This is a genomic window from Staphylococcus sp. HMSC072E01 (assembly GCF_001814125.1).
In the GTDB taxonomy this organism is placed as follows: domain Bacteria; phylum Bacillota; class Bacilli; order Staphylococcales; family Staphylococcaceae; genus Staphylococcus; species Staphylococcus hominis.
The window spans coordinates 221,946-238,760 of sequence record NZ_KV814964.1 but is presented as its reverse complement, the minus strand read 5'-3'; the positions used below and the strand labels follow the sequence as shown (position 1 = coordinate 238,760).

Annotated in this window: 18 protein-coding genes and 1 riboswitch; of the genes, 4 read left to right on the top strand and 14 right to left on the bottom strand. The window is 29.9% G+C overall.

Going from position 1 to position 16,815, the window contains the following annotated elements:
* Nucleotides 1-49 precede the first annotated feature (49 nt).
* From ypdA to HMPREF2953_RS05990, 4 genes are all read right to left on the bottom strand, one after another.
* A complete protein-coding gene (gene ypdA, locus HMPREF2953_RS06005; RefSeq protein ID WP_019835230.1) occupies nt 50-1,036 on the bottom strand; it encodes a bacillithiol disulfide reductase YpdA in 987 nt (328 codons plus the stop codon).
* Between the two features lie 150 nt (nt 1,037-1,186).
* A complete protein-coding gene (gene ebpS / locus HMPREF2953_RS06000; RefSeq protein ID WP_070672254.1) occupies nt 1,187-2,677 on the bottom strand; it encodes an elastin-binding protein EbpS in 1,491 nt (496 codons plus the stop codon).
* 146 nt (nt 2,678-2,823) lie between these two features.
* Nucleotides 2,824-4,203, bottom strand: coding sequence for a RecQ family ATP-dependent DNA helicase (locus HMPREF2953_RS05995; protein WP_070672252.1), 1,380 nt, complete (start codon nt 4,201-4,203; stop codon nt 2,824-2,826).
* Nucleotides 4,184-5,149, bottom strand: a complete 966-nt coding sequence (locus HMPREF2953_RS05990) for a helix-turn-helix domain-containing protein (protein WP_049336177.1) — start codon at nt 5,147-5,149, stop codon at nt 4,184-4,186. Before HMPREF2953_RS05990 ends, HMPREF2953_RS05995 begins: the two co-directional genes overlap by 20 nt.
* Before the next feature lie 96 nt (nt 5,150-5,245).
* Between HMPREF2953_RS05990 and HMPREF2953_RS05985 the strand changes: the two genes are divergently transcribed.
* Nucleotides 5,246-5,494 carry a ferredoxin gene (locus tag HMPREF2953_RS05985; RefSeq protein WP_002449743.1) on the top strand — a complete coding sequence of 83 codons (249 nt, stop codon included), beginning with the start codon at nt 5,246-5,248 and terminating at the stop codon, nt 5,492-5,494.
* An 83-nt stretch (nt 5,495-5,577) separates the two neighbouring features.
* Here HMPREF2953_RS05985 and HMPREF2953_RS05980 read toward each other — a convergent pair whose 3' ends face one another.
* The 6 genes from HMPREF2953_RS05980 to HMPREF2953_RS05955 form a co-directional block, all read right to left on the bottom strand.
* Nucleotides 5,578-6,123, bottom strand: coding sequence for an ECF transporter S component (locus tag HMPREF2953_RS05980; protein WP_070672250.1), 546 nt, complete (start codon nt 6,121-6,123; stop codon nt 5,578-5,580).
* Nucleotides 6,124-6,188: 65 nt separating this feature from the next.
* Nucleotides 6,189-6,316, bottom strand: a riboswitch (FMN riboswitch).
* A 236-nt stretch (nt 6,317-6,552) separates the two neighbouring features.
* Complete coding sequence (locus tag HMPREF2953_RS05975) at nt 6,553-8,319, bottom strand: ATP-binding protein (protein ID WP_049336617.1); 1,767 nt, start codon at nt 8,317-8,319, stop codon at nt 6,553-6,555.
* Nucleotides 8,303-9,028 carry a response regulator gene (locus tag HMPREF2953_RS05970; RefSeq protein ID WP_049336172.1) on the bottom strand — a complete coding sequence of 242 codons (726 nt, stop codon included), beginning with the start codon at nt 9,026-9,028 and terminating at the stop codon, nt 8,303-8,305. The genes HMPREF2953_RS05975 and HMPREF2953_RS05970 overlap by 17 nt, the downstream gene beginning before the upstream one ends.
* A 207-nt stretch (nt 9,029-9,235) precedes the next feature.
* Nucleotides 9,236-9,973 (bottom strand): pseudouridine synthase, encoded by a 738-nt coding sequence (locus HMPREF2953_RS05965; protein WP_017176278.1) that lies wholly within the window; start codon nt 9,971-9,973, stop codon nt 9,236-9,238.
* 1 nt (nt 9,974) lies between these two features.
* Complete coding sequence (gene scpB, locus HMPREF2953_RS05960) at nt 9,975-10,508, bottom strand: SMC-Scp complex subunit ScpB (RefSeq protein ID WP_049336615.1); 534 nt, start codon at nt 10,506-10,508, stop codon at nt 9,975-9,977.
* Complete coding sequence (locus HMPREF2953_RS05955; protein WP_019835226.1) at nt 10,501-11,232, bottom strand: segregation and condensation protein A; 732 nt, start codon at nt 11,230-11,232, stop codon at nt 10,501-10,503. Before HMPREF2953_RS05955 ends, scpB begins: the two co-directional genes overlap by 8 nt.
* Before the next feature lie 98 nt (nt 11,233-11,330).
* On the opposite strand from HMPREF2953_RS05955, the gene HMPREF2953_RS05950 reads away from it, so the two are divergent.
* On the top strand, nt 11,331-11,834 hold the full coding sequence (locus HMPREF2953_RS05950) for a DUF309 domain-containing protein (RefSeq protein ID WP_002449814.1): 504 nt from the start codon (nt 11,331-11,333) through the stop codon (nt 11,832-11,834).
* Nucleotides 11,835-11,859: 25 nt separating this feature from the next.
* On the opposite strand, the gene xerD is transcribed toward HMPREF2953_RS05950, so the two are convergent.
* The 3 genes from xerD to HMPREF2953_RS05935 form a co-directional block, all read right to left on the bottom strand.
* Nucleotides 11,860-12,747, bottom strand: a complete 888-nt coding sequence (xerD, locus tag HMPREF2953_RS05945) for a site-specific tyrosine recombinase XerD (protein WP_002449900.1) — start codon at nt 12,745-12,747, stop codon at nt 11,860-11,862.
* A 166-nt stretch (nt 12,748-12,913) separates the two neighbouring features.
* Nucleotides 12,914-13,360: a ferric iron uptake transcriptional regulator gene (locus HMPREF2953_RS05940; RefSeq protein WP_002449777.1), complete on the bottom strand. Its 447-nt coding sequence runs from the start codon at nt 13,358-13,360 to the stop codon at nt 12,914-12,916.
* A gap of 100 nt (nt 13,361-13,460) precedes the next feature.
* The gene (locus tag HMPREF2953_RS05935) at nt 13,461-14,003 is read right to left on the bottom strand and encodes an NUDIX domain-containing protein (protein ID WP_002449742.1); all 543 of its coding nucleotides are present in this window, start codon (nt 14,001-14,003) and stop codon (nt 13,461-13,463) included.
* Between the two features lie 81 nt (nt 14,004-14,084).
* Between HMPREF2953_RS05935 and HMPREF2953_RS05930 the strand changes: the two genes are divergently transcribed.
* Nucleotides 14,085-14,993 (top strand): aldo/keto reductase, encoded by a 909-nt coding sequence (locus HMPREF2953_RS05930; RefSeq protein WP_070672247.1) that lies wholly within the window; start codon nt 14,085-14,087, stop codon nt 14,991-14,993.
* Between the two features lie 91 nt (nt 14,994-15,084).
* Here HMPREF2953_RS05930 and HMPREF2953_RS05925 read toward each other — a convergent pair whose 3' ends face one another.
* Nucleotides 15,085-15,843 (bottom strand): SDR family NAD(P)-dependent oxidoreductase, encoded by a 759-nt coding sequence (locus HMPREF2953_RS05925; protein WP_080978516.1) that lies wholly within the window; start codon nt 15,841-15,843, stop codon nt 15,085-15,087.
* Between the two features lie 104 nt (nt 15,844-15,947).
* Here HMPREF2953_RS05925 and proC point away from each other — a divergent pair, with 104 nt between their 5' ends.
* A complete protein-coding gene (proC, locus tag HMPREF2953_RS05920) occupies nt 15,948-16,763 on the top strand; it encodes a pyrroline-5-carboxylate reductase (RefSeq protein WP_070672245.1) in 816 nt (271 codons plus the stop codon).
* The last annotated feature ends 52 nt before the right edge of the window (nt 16,764-16,815 follow it).

Here is a 16,815-nt window from a genome sequence, read left to right as displayed (position 1 = left end):
AAAGAGAGAAACCTCATTGTTTCTCTCTTTTAATTAAAATAAATGAAATTTAACTTTCTAGTGGAGTTTGTTTTTTTCTTAAAATACTTTGAGCGATAATGCCACCATGATATTTACCGTTTTCAATGAAAATTGAATTATTATCATTACCAGCTGCTATAACACCAGCAATATAACAGTTTTCCACATTTGTTTCATACGTTTCTTTATTATAAATTGGAGCTGTTCCAAATTCATTAGTATGAATATCTATACCAATAGATTGTAAAAACTCATAGTCTGGATGATAACCAATCATTGCAAAAACAAAGTCATTTGGTATTGTTACTGTTTCACCATTTTTTTCATAAGTTACTGAATGTTGAGTGATTTCAGTAACATTTGCATCAAATTCCATATCGATTTTTTCATGGTTAACTAAAGATTCAAAGTTTGGCAAAATCCAAGGTTTAATTGCTGCTGAATATCGATCTCCACGATACAATACAGTCACATTTGCCCCAGCCTTTTCCAATTCCAAAGCTGCATCTACTGCAGAATTCTTACCTCCAATAACCACGACATCTTGATTGAAGTATGGATGTGCTTCTTTAAAGTAATGTTTAACCTTAGATAAATCCGCACCTTTAACATCTAAAGTATTATGTTGACCATAATAACCAGTCGCAACTGTTAAAAATTTACATTCATACACGTCTTTAGTTGTTGTAATTGTAAATTTATTTCCAATTTTTTTAACTGTTAATACTTCCTCAAAAGGATGTACATTCAACTGATGAAATCTTACTACTTCTCTATAATAGACAAGTGCTTGGTTACGACGAGGTTTACTTTCCTCTACAATAAATGGCACATCTCCAATACTTAATTTATCGCTAGAAGAGAAAAAAGTTTGATGCGTAGGATAATGATAAATGGCATCTACAATATTACCTTTTTCAATTACTAGTGTTTCTATGCCTTTTTTCTTTTGCTCAATTGCTGCACTTAAACCACATGGGCCTCCACCAATAATAATACTTTCAATTGTTTGCATGTTTAATGGCCTCCTTTAATCACTAACATATTATATCAGTTTACAGATATATTTCTAAATAAAAATATTTACATTGTTATTTACTTATCTTCAAATGAACATAAAAAAGATACACCATTTTAGGTGTACCTTTTTTAATACATTCAGATATTATTGAGGAATAACTAATTTTTGACCATTTACAATATTATTACTAGTTAAGCCGTTAGCTCGTTTTAATTTATTTACATTTTCAACTGTACCTTCACCATAGTATTGAATTGCAATACGATATAAATTATCATTACCAGATACTACGTGAGTTTGTTGGCCAGCACTATTACTTGATTGTGTTCTATTTTGAGTTGATTGAGAATTTGAGTTATTGTCTGAACTTGATGAATTGTTATATACATTTGATTTATTGTTATCATTTTCAGATGTTGCACTTTCAGTAGAATTTTTATCATTATTATTGTTTGATGTACTGTTTTCTGTTGTAGCTACTTCATTTGACTCATTACTATCTTTTTTAGTGCTATTATCTTTAGTGCTATTATCTGATTCGCTTGATTTATCTTCTTTTGTTGCTACTTTTTCATTTGATTGGTCTTTTTCATTTGTAGCTTTGTCTTTAGCATTATCTTTGTTCTCAGTTTGTTCTGTTTTATTATCAGCAGTGTTATTGTTTTTTTCTTTATGGTCATTGTTAAGATACATGCCAATAAAAATAGCTAGAGCAGCTAAAATAAGTAATAAAGCTATGAGTGGAAGTAAAATTCCCATTAAACCACGTTTTTTATTACCGTTATGTGCTTGGAAACCATCATTATCTTCGTATTCACGATGTTTATCAGCATCATGATGATTTAGATTGTTATGTTCATCATGTTGTTTATGTTTAGAAGCGGCAGCACCAGCAGCACCTGCTCCAGCTACGCCAGCACCGACTGCAGCAGCTTTTTTGCCTTTATTACCTTTTTTTCTGTGATGTTTATTATCTAGTTCATTATTATCTTCGCTGTTATGTTGAACACTTCTATTTTCATTATCTCTATAACTTTCATCATCATGACGATTATTTTTACGTTTTTTATTACGTGATGCTTTTGCTCCAACAGCTCCTGTAGCAGCAGCTCCTCCAGCAATTGTTGCGTCTTTTCCGATTTTTGAATGATGAGCTTCATGTCTATCGTTATCTTGATCAAAATCACGATGACGACGATGATCACTATTCATTCTATCATCACTATTATCATCATTTTCATAACTATCGTCCTCAAGACGATGATTAGAATGACGATTATGTTCATCATAACGCTCATCTACATCGGAACGTTGATAATTCTCATCATTCTCGTGATTATGATGAGAATTATTATCGTGATGTACTTTGTCAAATGTCTCCTCATCATAACGGTCATCTAATGAACCTTCTTCATAATCATTAACCTGATCGTTAAATTTTTTGTTACGACTAGAAGATTGGTTTCTTCTTCTTTGTCGTCTTTGTGCATTTCTTGGTGGAAACTGTTGATCGGTTTCATTGTTAAAATTGTCTATTTCATCGTTAGTTTCATTATTTACACGATCGAATTGATCGTTTGAATCTATCGATTGTCGATTTTTTTCAAAATCATCCTTAAAATTATCTCTAGACATAGTCAACATCCTCTCTTTTTCTTATTTTAATTGTCACATTATTTATACCCAAGTCACGCATAAATATGTATCATTTTTAAATTTCTTATAAATCACTATGTAATTTAATTATATCCTGTATAAAATATTTTAGTAAAGTAAAGTCACTAAACTCTAAATAAATTTTTAATTTTTTCATTGAAAGTAAATTGTCTTTTAACTTTTTTTCTGTTGTAACACTCAATTTTACTTAAATCTGAATCATTGTCACAACATTCATTAGGTTGATTAGGAGATTCTCCAAAAAATTCCAATAAAAATTTTCTTCTACATTGATCTATACGAGTATAACCTATGATTCTTTTATAACCAGCTTGTTTACGTATATATGAGGTTTTAAAAATGTGTTTCAATTCTTTAAATGTATAATTTTGGTGTAATACTGTTAAAATTTCTTCTTTATTAGGTGGAAGGAATGCGCCTAGCTCAAAAGTTTCGACATCTTCTGTTACGATAGCATCATTAAATAGTAACGTCTCTAAAATATAAGCATCGTCTGGTTGATATAGACTAATCGCTTGACTTTGTTTTCCATCTCTCCCAGCTCTTCCAATTTCTTGTAAATAATTTGAAGGACTAGATGATAAATGAAAATGAATCACAGTCCGAATGTCATTTTTATTAACCCCCATTCCAAAAGCACTAGTAGCTACAATAACTGGAATAAAATTATTAATAAATTGATTTTGAACAGTTTGACGTTCTTGATAAGTTAAATCTCCATGATAAATACCAGTTAAATATCCATGTTGATAAATGAGTTTTGCGAGTTGTAAGCATATTTTCTTAGATGATACATAAATAATTGTGGGACCTGAAGATTCAATAAATTTCAATAACCATTCTATTTTTTCGTCGTCATCCTTGAAATTAAAATGTGATAACGAAATATTTTTACGATTCATAGTAGTTTGTATAGTGTTTAATTTAACTTTTAAAATATATTCTAAATCACTTGTTAAATGTGGCGGTGCAGTAGCAGTTAATGCTAAAATAGTCGCTAATTTAAAATGATGAGTGATTTGACCGATAAGTGCGTAATGCGGTCTGAAATCATATCCCCATTCTGATAAGCAATGCGCTTCATCTAATACTACTAAACCAAATGGGATGTTTTTAATTAAATTGAAATGATGAGATTGAAGAATAAATTCAGGACTTAGAAATATAAAACGACTTTGATTTAATAAATTGATATTTTCCTTCTTTTCTTGTTCATCCATACCTGAATGAATACATACAACCTTTCGTTCACCTTGAGATTTAAGTTGCATCACTTGATCGTCCATTAAAGAAATTAGCGGTGAAATAATAAGAGTAGGTTTTTGTTGCATATAAGTTGGAAATTGGTAACACAGACTTTTCCCACTACCTGTTGGCAAAACACCAAGTGTATGATTGCCTTGTAACACACTTTCTATAACTTCTTTCTGACCTGGGTGAAAACTTTCATGTCCAAACCATTGTTTAAGATTGTTCTCTAACATTGATTTCACCTCTTTCTATCCCAACAATCATGAGTTTAATTTCAAAGTATGATAAATGGTTAAACTTTTGTTTATATATTTTTAATCTTTCTCCTTTATGCTCTGTATAGTATTGAGTAAATTGAAAAACATCTTTTTTCTCTACGTAATTTTCGTAATTTTTCTCATAACCTTTAATAAATAATTCTAAAATATGATCTTCTATTGTATTGAGTTTAACATTCTGTGCAATTGCAATTTCATTTAAACTCAAACCTTGATGAAGATATTGTTGAGTAATAGATGTTTTATTTAATAATGATGAAAGAATAATACATTCAGACAATATAGGATAACGTTGTTTATTTTCAATTTCACTTCCTAAGGTGACTAAATTATTCAATTCTAATGTATATAATTTTGAAATAGAAATATTCTCAATCAAACTTACCTGTTGTCTTGTATACATAGGCTCATCATAACCATGCAAATAATAATGAAGGTAGCACTTATTATTATTATTTAAACTGATTGCTTGAAATAAATCAGTCACTTCATTTTCAAAATCTTTTATTAAATCATTTTTAATAATAGTTCCATAAATCTTTTTAACTTTATTTTGAATAATAACTTGTTGGTTCATTGGTACGAATTTAAGTTGATGATGGAGGTATTGAGATATCGTCTGAATTAATAATTGAATACATTTAAAAGTATTATTAAGACTGTCATAAGTGAACCGAGGATGCACCTTGATATTTAATTCTTTTATATCATTTTTATTCAAAAGTCGTTCAAATGTCTGATATTTTAATTTAGGTAAACTATGATATAATGATAAAAGTTGTTGAGAGCTCGCATCAAAAAACGTTTGATGTGACTTTTTTCCACTTAAAATATTATATATACTTTTATTAGTTTTATAATTGAATGAGTGATGTTTAACATAACTAATCATTTCTTGCATGAGTGAACTCCTCTTTTATAGAACTTTTATATCTAGAATATAATAAAATTATTTATTATGACTAGTGTAGCATTTTTATCAAAGGAGGCGAATAAAATGGCAAAGTACACAATCGTTGATATGGATACATGTATTGCTTGTGGTGCTTGTGGCGCTGCTGCACCAGATATTTACGATTATGATGACGAAGGTATTGCTTTCGTAATCCTTGACGATAATCAAGGTACTGCAGAAGTACCAGAAGAATTATATGAAGATATGGAAGATGCTCTTGAAGGCTGTCCAACTGATTCAATTAAAATTGAAGAAGAGCCTTTTGATGGAGATGCCTTAAAATTTGAATAAATCTGTAAATAAAATTGTATTACCATAATTATAATATAAAACCTCCGATGATTCCTACTTAGAAGTCATCGGAGGTTTTAATTTTATTTCAATACTTTTTTTAAACGGCGATATAGCAAGATAAAAATGATCGATATGACACATCCTTTAATAATATTAAAAGGAATAATACCAAATAAAATGATTACTTTTAAATTAGTAAACACATCACCAAGATTAAATATCATACCATATAAAGGTAGTAAGACAAAATAATTTAAAATACTTAAAACGATAGTCATTGCAATAGTACCGGCAACTAATCCTATAATTAGTGAACGACGAGATGAATATTGTTTACGATGACTAACAAAATAAGCTGTTAGTAAAAAACTAGCTCCAGCTAAAAAATTTGCCACAGGCCCAACAGGATCGCCAATATTAAATAAGAAATTTAATATATTTTTAATTAATGCTACAAGAAGACCAGATAAAGGACCAAAAATAAAAGTAGCTAATAAAGTCGGTACATCACTAAAATCTAATGTTAAGTATGGAGGCAAAAATGGTAACGGAAATTTCAAAAGTGTTAATATGAATGCAATTGCACTCAACATACTTATGGTAATTAAACGTTTATTTTGTTGCATATTCAGTTTTCTCCTTCCATTCATCTTACTAAGAATTGGAGGATACGTTTACACAACAAAAAAACCTCCACCTTCTCCCATCCAGACTATACTGTCGGCTTCAGATTTACACTGAATCAGCCACTTCTATTGAAGCGGGTCGCAGGCTCAAATTACTGCCGGTTGGGAATTACACCCTACCCCGAAGATGAATTATTGAATTTATCATTTAAAATTTATATTACACGAATAAATCTTTCATTGCAATGTGTCTGTTTATTTATAAAAATGAGAGATATGTTTCATCGACTGATTTTAAATTAATATGACATGAAATATTATATTTAAAAAACTATAGATATAAAAATGCTCTTCAAAGTTTTATCTTTAACTTTGAAGAACATAATCTCAAAAAATTTGGATATTTAATCCTATTTTGTTGAAAGTTAATTATTTAGAATCTATAGAAGGTTTAGGTAATTTAATAATAAAGGTTGTGCCTTTATTCACTGTACTTTCTACAGAAATAATTCCGCCATGCTCTTGAATAATCATCTTACTAATAAATAATCCTAAACCAGTTCCTTGTTTACCCCTAGTTCTAGAAGCTTCTACTTTATAAAAACGATCAAATACATGATCAAGATGTTCAGGAGCAATACCGCTACCTGTGTCGTTTATATTTAAAATTTGATACTGACTATCTTTATTAGCAGTAATCGTAATTGAATCTCCAGGGTGTGTATAGCGTGTTGCATTATCAATTAAGTTTGTGAGTACTTGATCAATTCGATCAGCATCGTAATTCCATAAATCATCTTCATTAATATTTGGTAACAAGTCTATGTTTAGTTCTAAATCTTGTGCTTCTTGACGGTATTTAAGTTGTATTTTGCGTAATAATGGCATTATGGGCTGTATTTCTTTATTAATGGTTAATCCTTCCGCATCCATTCTTGCAACATTTAAAAGCTCGTTGACAAGGCGATTAAGTCGTTTTGTTTCATCTAATACAATTGATAGTGATTCTTTGATTTCGTTAGGTTCTGTTACAATGCCATCAACTATCGATTCAGTATAACCTTGTAATAACGAAATCGGTGTACGGAGTTCATGGGATACGTTTGCGATAAAATCTTTTTTCATTTGATCAAGATTATGTTCATTTGTCATATCTCTTATGATGATTACAATTCCACTACGACCATCTTGTTGAATACGATCAATATAACTCATTATAAATACATAATACTTAGAGTTTATTGCATATTCATTAAACTCTGTGCCTTTCGAATGAAACGTGGCATTAATTTGATTTTTAATTTCTGAATAAATAGATTTATCAATTGTCGGTAGTATTTGGTCTGCCATTTTGTTAGATAAAATAATTTCACTTTTATCATTTAAACCCACTACACCTTCAATCATAGAATTAAATAAACGATCACGAATATTTTTTTGAGTAGATAAAGCTTCAATGTGTTCTTGAATTTTATGACTCATATTATTAAAAGTATAAGAAAGTTCACCAATTTCATCTTTTGTATTTACTGTTGTTTTTTGAGAGTAATCTCCATTTGATACATTGATTGCCTGTGTACTTAATTTTCTAAGTGGTTTAGTGATACGATTAGATAAAAAGAACGCAAAAATCGTTGAAACAATAAAAAATACAATAGCAGTAATTAAAATAATAATAGTAATTGCATTATTAGTATCTTCAATTGTTTTTAAATCTTGATATATAAATACGCCACTAAACTTAGCATGTTTACGATCTTGAGATTGCATCGGGTATCCTAAAAGAATATAAGAATGAGAGGCCCCTTTTTCACTTATTGTGACATTTTGTGTGGCAGATTTCCCTGTATTAAATACTTTATTAAAGTTGTTGTTGTTTTGAATTTCTTTTAACATTCTTTTTTTAATCAGATTATATGATTTTTCTGCTGACATATTTTTATTAGACATAATAATAACGCCACCTGTACCATCAATTAATTCCTGACTATGTTGTATGGCAAGTGACTTGTTATCAGCTTTTTCAACAAGATGACTAATCCTTGAAGCATCTTCTCTTATAGCATTTTCTGTTTGTTGGGTGTAATAATATTGAATAAATGTAATTAATGCTGCACTTAATAAAATTAAAACTGTCGTTACTATAAATATTATAGTTAACCACAGTTTTATAACAACACTATTTAGACGATTCATCATTTGTATTGACCTCAAATTTGTAACCGACACCCCAAACGGTTTGAATCATATATGCTGCTTCTTCAGAAACTCGATTTAATTTTTCTCTTAATCGTTTAACATGTGTGTCTACAGTTCTTAAATCACCATAAAATTCATAATGCCAAACTTCTTTTAATAGTTGTTCACGATCAAATACTTTATTAGGTGTTTTTGCTAAGTATATTAATAACTCATATTCTTTTGGAGTTAAATTCACTTGTTGTTGATCCGCTAATACACGATGCGCATCATTATCGATAATAAGATGATTAAACTCAATGACATCTCTTGCATGTGGTTCGCTTTGTTCTGGTTTAGATGTTTGAGTTCTACGTAGTAATGCTTTCACTCTTAATACGACTTCTCGGGGAGAGAAAGGCTTCACTATATAATCATCTGCACCTGATTCGAACCCTTCCACACGATTAGTTTCTTCGCCCTTAGCTGTAAGCATAATAATAGGCGTATCTTTATGCTCACGTAATTTTGACGACATTTCAATACCATCCATTTCAGGTAACATTAAATCTAAAAGAATGCACGCATAGTCATTTTCCATAGCAAGTTCATATGCTTCTTTACCATCACTTGCTTCATGGATAGTAAACGATTCTCTTTCTAAGTAAAGTTTTAATAATCTTCTGATTCTATCTTCATCGTCTACAATTAATATTTCATTCGTCATTACAATATACCTCCTACACATGCTCTATACCGTTTTAATTATAGCATATTCACTATATTAAAGCTTTCTATTCAATTGACTTTGTGAAAAAAATATCAAAATATCTTTTTTAATGTAGAACCTATGATTTATTATTACAGTGAATAAATAAAAAAAGAATACACATTGTAATTGAGAAAATACTTTGTATTGTTAAGTTATTTCGAATTAATTACCATTTTCAGCCATATGTCTTAATATTTTCACCTCATGAGGTGTTAATACTCTACCTTCACCTGCATTTAATCCTTTTAAATTAAGATTTCCAAATTCGATTCGTATTAATTTATCGACGGTGTGATTAAAATGTTCGAACATACGTCTAACTTGTCTATTTCTACCTTCGCTAATAGTTATTTCAACCAGTGTCGTATTTTTTTCTTTATTTTGATTTTTTATTTTAACTTGAGCAGGTTGTGTAAAACCATCCTCTAATTCAATTCCTTGTTCTAATGCTTTAACTTCTTCTCTCATTAAATACCCTTTTAATTTTGCAACATATTTTTTTTGAATATGATATCTGGGATGAGTCATTAGATTAGTAAATTCACCATCATTTGTAAGTAATAATAACCCTGAAGTATCATAGTCTAATCGTCCAACTGGATAAATTCTTGCTTCTAAATCTTTAAAATAATCTGTTACAACCGTTCTACCTCTATCATCTGAAACACTAGTAATAACTTGCGTTGGTTTATAGAACAGAATATAAATTTTATCTTCTTGCTCAATTTTAATTCCTTCAACTTCAACAGTGTCTGAAGATTTAACTTTCGTTCCAAGTTCTGTAACTACTTGACCATTTACTTTCACTTTACCTTCAGTGATTAAAGTTTCTGCCTTTCTTCGAGAGGTATATCCACTGTTAGCAATTCGTTTTTGAAGTCTTTCTAAATCTTTATTCATTTTATTTCTCCTTTTGATCTGTAAGTGTACTAAAGAAATTCTCAATCTCTTCGTTATCTTCTTCAGTAGATGGTAATTCTTCTATTGATTTCATTCCAAAAACATTTAAAAATAAATCAGTAGTCATGAGTAAATGACTCCGCGAATTCTCCATGTCTTTTGCTTCAATAAGTCCTCTAGCAATTAATGTTCTCACTGCACCATCAGAATTGATACCTCTTGTTATTTCGATATCACTTCTAGTTAATGGTTGATTATAAGCAATAATTGATAGTGTCTCCATAGCAGCTTGAGATAATTTCATGTTTGCTTTTTGCTTCACTAGTACTTCGATAAAAGGTGCACACTCTTTTTTGGAGGTTAACATATAAATGGAACCATATCTTTGTATTTCAAGACCTTTTGAATGATACGTCGAAATTAATTGATCAAGTTCATCTAAATCCATTTTTAAAATATCTGCAAGCTGACGTGCTTCCAGTCCTTCATCGCCTACAGTAAATAATAAGGACTCTATAATTCCAAGGTTATCCAATCGCATAGTTCACTCCTCTAATGATATTGATGTCTTCAAAGTTATTTGACTGTTCTATATTAATAAGACCTGCTTTAGCCATTTCTAATATTGCTAAGAAATGTGTAACGACTTTACTCACAGGTTCATTAAAGTTAAATAAACTAAAGAAGTTAAATGCTGTTTGTTTCTCTAAATGTTTAGCAACCACTTCAGTAGCTTGTTGAATTGTAAAAGTATCTTTTGAAATTTCAACTGCTTTTGGCGTATTTAATGCTACTCTATTTTTTACTCTTTGGTATGCAACAATCAGTTGAGTCAAATCAATCGTTTGATTTTTGTCCCAATGCGTTTCTTTTTCCAAGTGAGATAAATCAGCTGGTGATTTAGTATAATATAATTCTCGTTCTTTTTTTAATTCTGTTAATAGTAAAGAATATTCTTTATAATTTTGATATTCGATTAAACGACCTACAAGGTCCTCACGAGGATCTTCTTCTAAGTCATTTTCAGTTTCTTGTTGTGGCAATAATAATCTACTTTTTATCATTAATAATTCTGAAGCCATCACTAAATATTCACTTGCAATATTAATTTCAACTTCCTTCATTGCATGAACATATTGCATATATTGTTCAGTTAAAGCTTTCATTGGTATATCATAAATATCTATTTCATATTTATGAATTAAATGAAGAAGTAAATCTAATGGGCCATTAAAAGCATCTAATTTAACTTCGTACATAAATTAACTTCCTTGTATTATAAAATCTAAATTGTGCATAATTCACCTAAATATTATAGCATGAATATATATTAGAATTAAATTAAGGGGGAGGATTCATGAATAAAGCATTAAGTCAATTCTACTATCAATTTCATACACACCAACATTATTTTTTATGTCATGATATTTTAGAAGAATTATGGAAGTCTAACCCTAATTTTTCTAAGAAAGATGCTATAGTGAGTTTAATACTATTTTCAACTGCCATGTATCACTATAGACGATGTAATAAGTTAGGTGCATTAAAAAGCTTTAAAAAAGCGTTATATACATTTAAGCATGCAAAGGATAAGGATACACTAGGTTTAAAGGTCAATGAATTTACTTTATTGATTCAAAATCAAATAGAAAAAGTGAAACATGATCAGACATTTCAACCAATACAGTTGCCAATTACATCTTCAATAGAAAGGGAACTTATCAATTTATATCCTAATTATGAATATAAGAAACAAATTAACAATGATGACATGATTGTTCATTGTCATCGTCTAAGAGATAGAAGCGATATCATTGCAGCTAGAAAAAAAGCACTTAAAAATAAAAGAAAGAAAAGTTAAATAATTCACTTTTCTTTCTTTTATTTTAAGCTCTAGGATGAAATTGATTATACATTTGTCTTATTTGGGATTTAGACACATGTGTATAAAGTTGTGTCGTTGAAATATCTGAATGACCAAGCATTTCTTGAACTGCTCTTAGATCTGCCCCATTTTCTAAAAGATGTGTAGCAAATGAATGTCTCAACGTATGAGGGGTTAAAGTTTTATTAATATTGGCCTTCAAACCATATTGTTTAATCATTTTCCATATTCCTTGTCTAGTTAAAGGTCTACCGTGCATATTTAAAAATAATACATTCGTAATAGTCTTTTTTAAAAGTTGAGGACGTACCTTTTCTAAATACGTATCTAGAAATTCAATCACAGTGTCTCCTAATGGTATAATTCGTTCTTTATTACCTTTACCAAATACTCTAACAAATCCCATAATAAGATTGATATCCTCAATATTAATTTGTATCAGTTCCGAAACACGCATGCCAGTCGCATATAATAATTCTAATATTGTACGATCACGATACCCATTTTTCTTATTTAAGTCCGGTGTTTCTAAAAGTTGAAGTACTTCCTCAACTTCTAAAACATCGGGTAACTTCTTCTCATATTTCGGAGTCTCAATTAAGACTGTTGGATCTTTAGCGGCATATTTTTCTCTAAGTGCAAATTGATGAAAATTGCGAATTGTAGAGATAAAACGCGCCATTGATTTAGCTGAAGCACCTTGGTCTATTAAATATCCTAAGCATTCTTGGATGACTTGGCGATCAATAAAATCGATATGAGCAATTTTATGTTCTTTCATGTACTCTTCATATTTAGCTAAATCGCGTCGATATGCGCCGATAGTATTGTCACTCAATCCCTTTTCAATTTGAATAAATTTTAAGAATTCTTCAATAATCGTATTCATATTACACCTCTGTTTATATAAAAAAGGTATGAAATAGAATTCAAAGTTGATTCTTAATTTCACACCTTCTATCGATTAATTATTACATATCACTTTTTTTATCTTGAAAAGCTTTTCTAGGCATTTGCATATAAAGTTGATACAACACTTTATTAGGTTTAACTTATTATTTACCTTTAGCTTGACATTCTGAACATATACCGTGAAATGTTAAGCGATGATCCAAAATTTTAAATTGATATTCTGATTCAACACGTTCTTCCACTTTTGGTAATAAATCTTCATGAATTTCCTCTACCTTACCACATTCCATACAAACTAAGTGATGATGAAAATGTTTAGCACCTTCTTTTCTCAAATCAAATCGTGCTACGCCATCACCAAAATTAATTTTATCTACTACTTTTAATTCAGCAAGTAGTTCTAAAGTTCGATAAACAGTAGCTAAACCTATTTCAGGTGCTTTATCTTTTACCTTTAAATATACATCTTCAGCACTTAGATGATCTTTTTCATTTTCAATTAACACACGAACTGTTGCTTCGCGTTGAGGCGTTAATTTGTAAGAAGATTGCTGTAATTGTTGTTTTACTCTATTAAGACGTTCTTCCACGGGAGCATCACTCCTCAATTAATTATAATCATTTTAAATTAAATTGTTTCAATTAATAAATTACCAATAAATTTAGTGAAAATCAAGTAGTTATCACGTATTATTTAGAATGATTATAATTTAATAATACATATTGTAAAGCAATCATTGTTTTCGCATCTTCAATTTCATGATTTTCTAAAAGTGCATGGATATCATCTAAGTGTATTTTATGCAATTCTACAAATTCGTCATCATCCAGATTCAATTCTCCTTCACTTAAATTATCAGTAAAATAAATGGTTAGTTTCTCATTTGAAAATCCTGGAGAACCATACATATGAGTGATGAATGTTAGATGATTAGCTTTATAGCCAGTTTCTTCTTCTAATTCGCGTTTAGCTGCTTCTTCTCTTTCTTCATCTTCTTCTAGTTTACCTGCTGGAATTTCTAACAAGGGTTTTTCAATAGGTTTACGATATTGTTTAACCAATAATACTTCTTTTTCTGGAGTAATAGCGCAAATTGCCACAGCACCATTATGCTTGATAATTTCTCTCTTGGAAGTTTTCCCGTCTGGTAACTCCACATCGTGTAGTTCTAGATCGATAATTTTACCATTATAAATGACTGTTCTATCAAACGTTTTTTCATTAAAGTCCATTATATCCACGTCCCTTTTCATTAAGTTAATAAATTGATAAGATAAATGCGTTAACTAAAGTGTATCGGAAGGAGATTGTTCATGCAAAAAAATATATTAAAAAGTGGCATTGAAATTTCGGAACTAGGTTTAGGGTGTATGAGTTTAGGCACAGAATACCATCACGCAGAGGAAATCATTGAGTGTGCAATTGAAAATGGTATCACATATTTTGATACCGCAGATATTTATGATAGAGGTGTCAATGAAAACATTGTTGGAAAGTCTTTAAAGAAATATCAAAATAGAGATGATATTGTTATAGGAACAAAAGTAGGAAATAGACCGCTTAATGATGGTAGTACTACTTGGGATCCTTCAAAAAAATATATTAAAGAAAGTGTTAAAAGTTCTTTAAAACGTTTAGGCTTAGAACAGTTAGATCTTTATCAACTTCACGGTGGTACAATTGATGATCCCCTAGATGAGACGATTAGTGCATTCGATGAACTGAAAAAAGAAGGTGTAATCAAAGCTTATGGAATTTCTTCTATTAGACCTAACGTGATTGAGTATTATTTAAAACATAGTCAAATAGAAACGATTATGTCTCAATTTAATCTTATTGATAATCGTCCAGAACGTCTTTTGAATCACATTCATTCTCATGGCGTAAAAGTTTTAGCACGTGGTCCCGTGTTTAAAGGGTTACTTACTTCAAATAGTGTTAATGTACTTGATCAGAAATTCTCAGATGGTATTTTTGACTATAATTATCATGAATTAGGAGAAACGATTGCTTCTGTTAAAGAAGTTGAAAGTAATTTAAGTGCTTTATCATTCGAATATTTAAAATCCCATGATGCATTAGGATCTATTATTGTTGGTGCAAGTTCTGTTTCACAATTAAAAGATAATATTACTAGTTTTAATAAAACAGTAAGTTTGGATCAAATTAAATCTGCACGTCACCGCGTGAAAGATTTAGAATATACTCAGCATCTTGAGTAATTAATTAATAAATTCTTATAAACAATCGTTGATGTAAAGTACAAGTAATGAAGTATCTATGATGAATGCTTCATCATTTTTTTAGGTTAAATTATATTTTATTTTTAAACAATGAAGTAAAATATTTTTCAATTTTTCTAGGAGCTAATTGGTAAAGTTTTAATAGTGGATTCATCCATAGCGGCTTGTTAATTTCTACTTTACGAGTGATGATACCTTTAACGATATCTTCTGCGAGTATTTTAGGATCTATCATTAGTGATGCATATTTATTAGCGTACTTCAATGATGGATCTGCTTTTTTGTGAAATGGTGTATTAATGGGACCTGGATTAACAGTCATAACATGAAAGCCTTGCTCCTCAATTCTTAGAGCATTTAATACGCCATTTAAAGCAGCTTTAGATGAGCCATAAAATGCAGCGTTCGCTTGCGTTACAAATGCTGCCTGACTTGAAATAGCCACTATAGAAGCATTCATTGTTAAATATGGTTTAACAGTTTTAAATAATGTAATAAAACCAAGCACATTCACATCATAAGTCTCCAAGGTTTCTTCTAACGAATGAGATTGTATTGATTTAAAAAAGCCTAAACCTGCACTATAAATAATTCCGTCAATCGGATAACAAAGGGATTTAGAAATAGTATCTATTTGTGAAGTATCTTGTAAATTACATTTAATCATTGAAACACGATGTTTGTACGGATTAAAATTAATATTTTCGAATTTCTCCGTACTACGAACAATGAGGGTAATATATGCACCTTTTTTTAATAATTCTTTCGTTATTTCTAAACCTAAGCCACTAGTTCCTCCAGTTACGATGAAATGTTTACCTACAATCACTGATGAGTCTCTCCTATCTAACAAGTATAGTTAATTTTTGATAATAATTATAATGAATATGTTACTATAGTTTTATCAATTAAGGGTAAGGATGGTGCTATTTTATGAAGTTAGTATTTTATGGCGCTGGTAACATGGCACAAGCCATTTTTAAAGGAATTATTGATTCTAAAATATTAAATCATAACGATATTTATTTAACAAATAAATCAAATGAGAATACTTTAAAATTATTTGCGAAAGAATTAGGAGTAAAATACAGTTACAATGATGCATTTTTATTAAAAGATGCAGATTATGTTTTTTTAGGTACTAAACCTCATGATTTTGAAAAGGTCGCATCACGTATTAAATCACATATACAATCAGACCATCGTTTTATATCTATTATGGCTGGTTTATCGATAAATTATATCCGAGAAAAGTTAGAAACGAATAATCCTGTTGCTAGAATTATGCCTAATACAAATGCACAGGTAGGTCATTCAGTGACAGGTATTAGTTTTTCTGGTAATTTCGATCCTCATTCTAAAGATGAAGTAACAGAATTAATTAGTGCTTTTGGCTCAGTTATTGAAGTTGACGAAGAATATTTACATCAAGTGACGGCTATTACAGGAAGCGGACCAGCTTTTTTATATCATGTATTTGAACAATATGTTAAAGCAGGAACCTCATTAGGTCTTGAAAAGAAACAAGTTGAAGAATCCATTAAGAATCTCATTATTGGAACAAGTAAGATGATTGAACGATCGGATTTAAGTATGGAACAACTTAGAAAAAATATTACCTCTAAAGGTGGTACAACACAAGCTGGATTAAATGAACTTGATCGACATGATATTGAGAGTATTTTTAAAGCCTGTCTAGACGCGGCAGTTCATAGAAGTATTGCTCTTTCTAAAAGTGAAGATGAGTAATAAAAAAAGCTATAACGAAAATTAAGTCATACATATCGTTATAGCTTTTTAT

What these genes read in the sequence shown, in the direction of transcription:
- ypdA (WP_019835230.1), bottom strand. Translation starts at nt 1,036, where the DNA reads ATGCAAACAATTGAAAGTATTATTATTGGTGGAGGCCCATGTGGTTTA.
- ebpS (WP_070672254.1), bottom strand. Translation starts at nt 2,677, where the DNA reads ATGTCTAGAGATAATTTTAAGGATGATTTTGAAAAAAATCGACAATCG.
- HMPREF2953_RS05995 (WP_070672252.1), bottom strand. Translation starts at nt 4,203, where the DNA reads ATGTTAGAGAACAATCTTAAACAATGGTTTGGACATGAAAGTTTTCAC.
- HMPREF2953_RS05990 (WP_049336177.1), bottom strand. Translation starts at nt 5,149, where the DNA reads ATGCAAGAAATGATTAGTTATGTTAAACATCACTCATTCAATTATAAA.
- HMPREF2953_RS05985 (WP_002449743.1), top strand. Translation starts at nt 5,246, where the DNA reads ATGGCAAAGTACACAATCGTTGATATGGATACATGTATTGCTTGTGGT.
- HMPREF2953_RS05980 (WP_070672250.1), bottom strand. Translation starts at nt 6,123, where the DNA reads ATGCAACAAAATAAACGTTTAATTACCATAAGTATGTTGAGTGCAATT.
- HMPREF2953_RS05975 (WP_049336617.1), bottom strand. Translation starts at nt 8,319, where the DNA reads ATGAATCGTCTAAATAGTGTTGTTATAAAACTGTGGTTAACTATAATA.
- HMPREF2953_RS05970 (WP_049336172.1), bottom strand. Translation starts at nt 9,028, where the DNA reads ATGACGAATGAAATATTAATTGTAGACGATGAAGATAGAATCAGAAGA.
- HMPREF2953_RS05965 (WP_017176278.1), bottom strand. Translation starts at nt 9,973, where the DNA reads ATGAATAAAGATTTAGAAAGACTTCAAAAACGAATTGCTAACAGTGGA.
- HMPREF2953_RS05955 (WP_019835226.1), bottom strand. Translation starts at nt 11,232, where the DNA reads ATGTACGAAGTTAAATTAGATGCTTTTAATGGCCCATTAGATTTACTT.
- HMPREF2953_RS05950 (WP_002449814.1), top strand. Translation starts at nt 11,331, where the DNA reads ATGAATAAAGCATTAAGTCAATTCTACTATCAATTTCATACACACCAA.
- xerD (WP_002449900.1), bottom strand. Translation starts at nt 12,747, where the DNA reads ATGAATACGATTATTGAAGAATTCTTAAAATTTATTCAAATTGAAAAG.
- HMPREF2953_RS05935 (WP_002449742.1), bottom strand. Translation starts at nt 14,003, where the DNA reads ATGGACTTTAATGAAAAAACGTTTGATAGAACAGTCATTTATAATGGT.
- HMPREF2953_RS05930 (WP_070672247.1), top strand. Translation starts at nt 14,085, where the DNA reads ATGCAAAAAAATATATTAAAAAGTGGCATTGAAATTTCGGAACTAGGT.
- proC (WP_070672245.1), top strand. Translation starts at nt 15,948, where the DNA reads ATGAAGTTAGTATTTTATGGCGCTGGTAACATGGCACAAGCCATTTTT.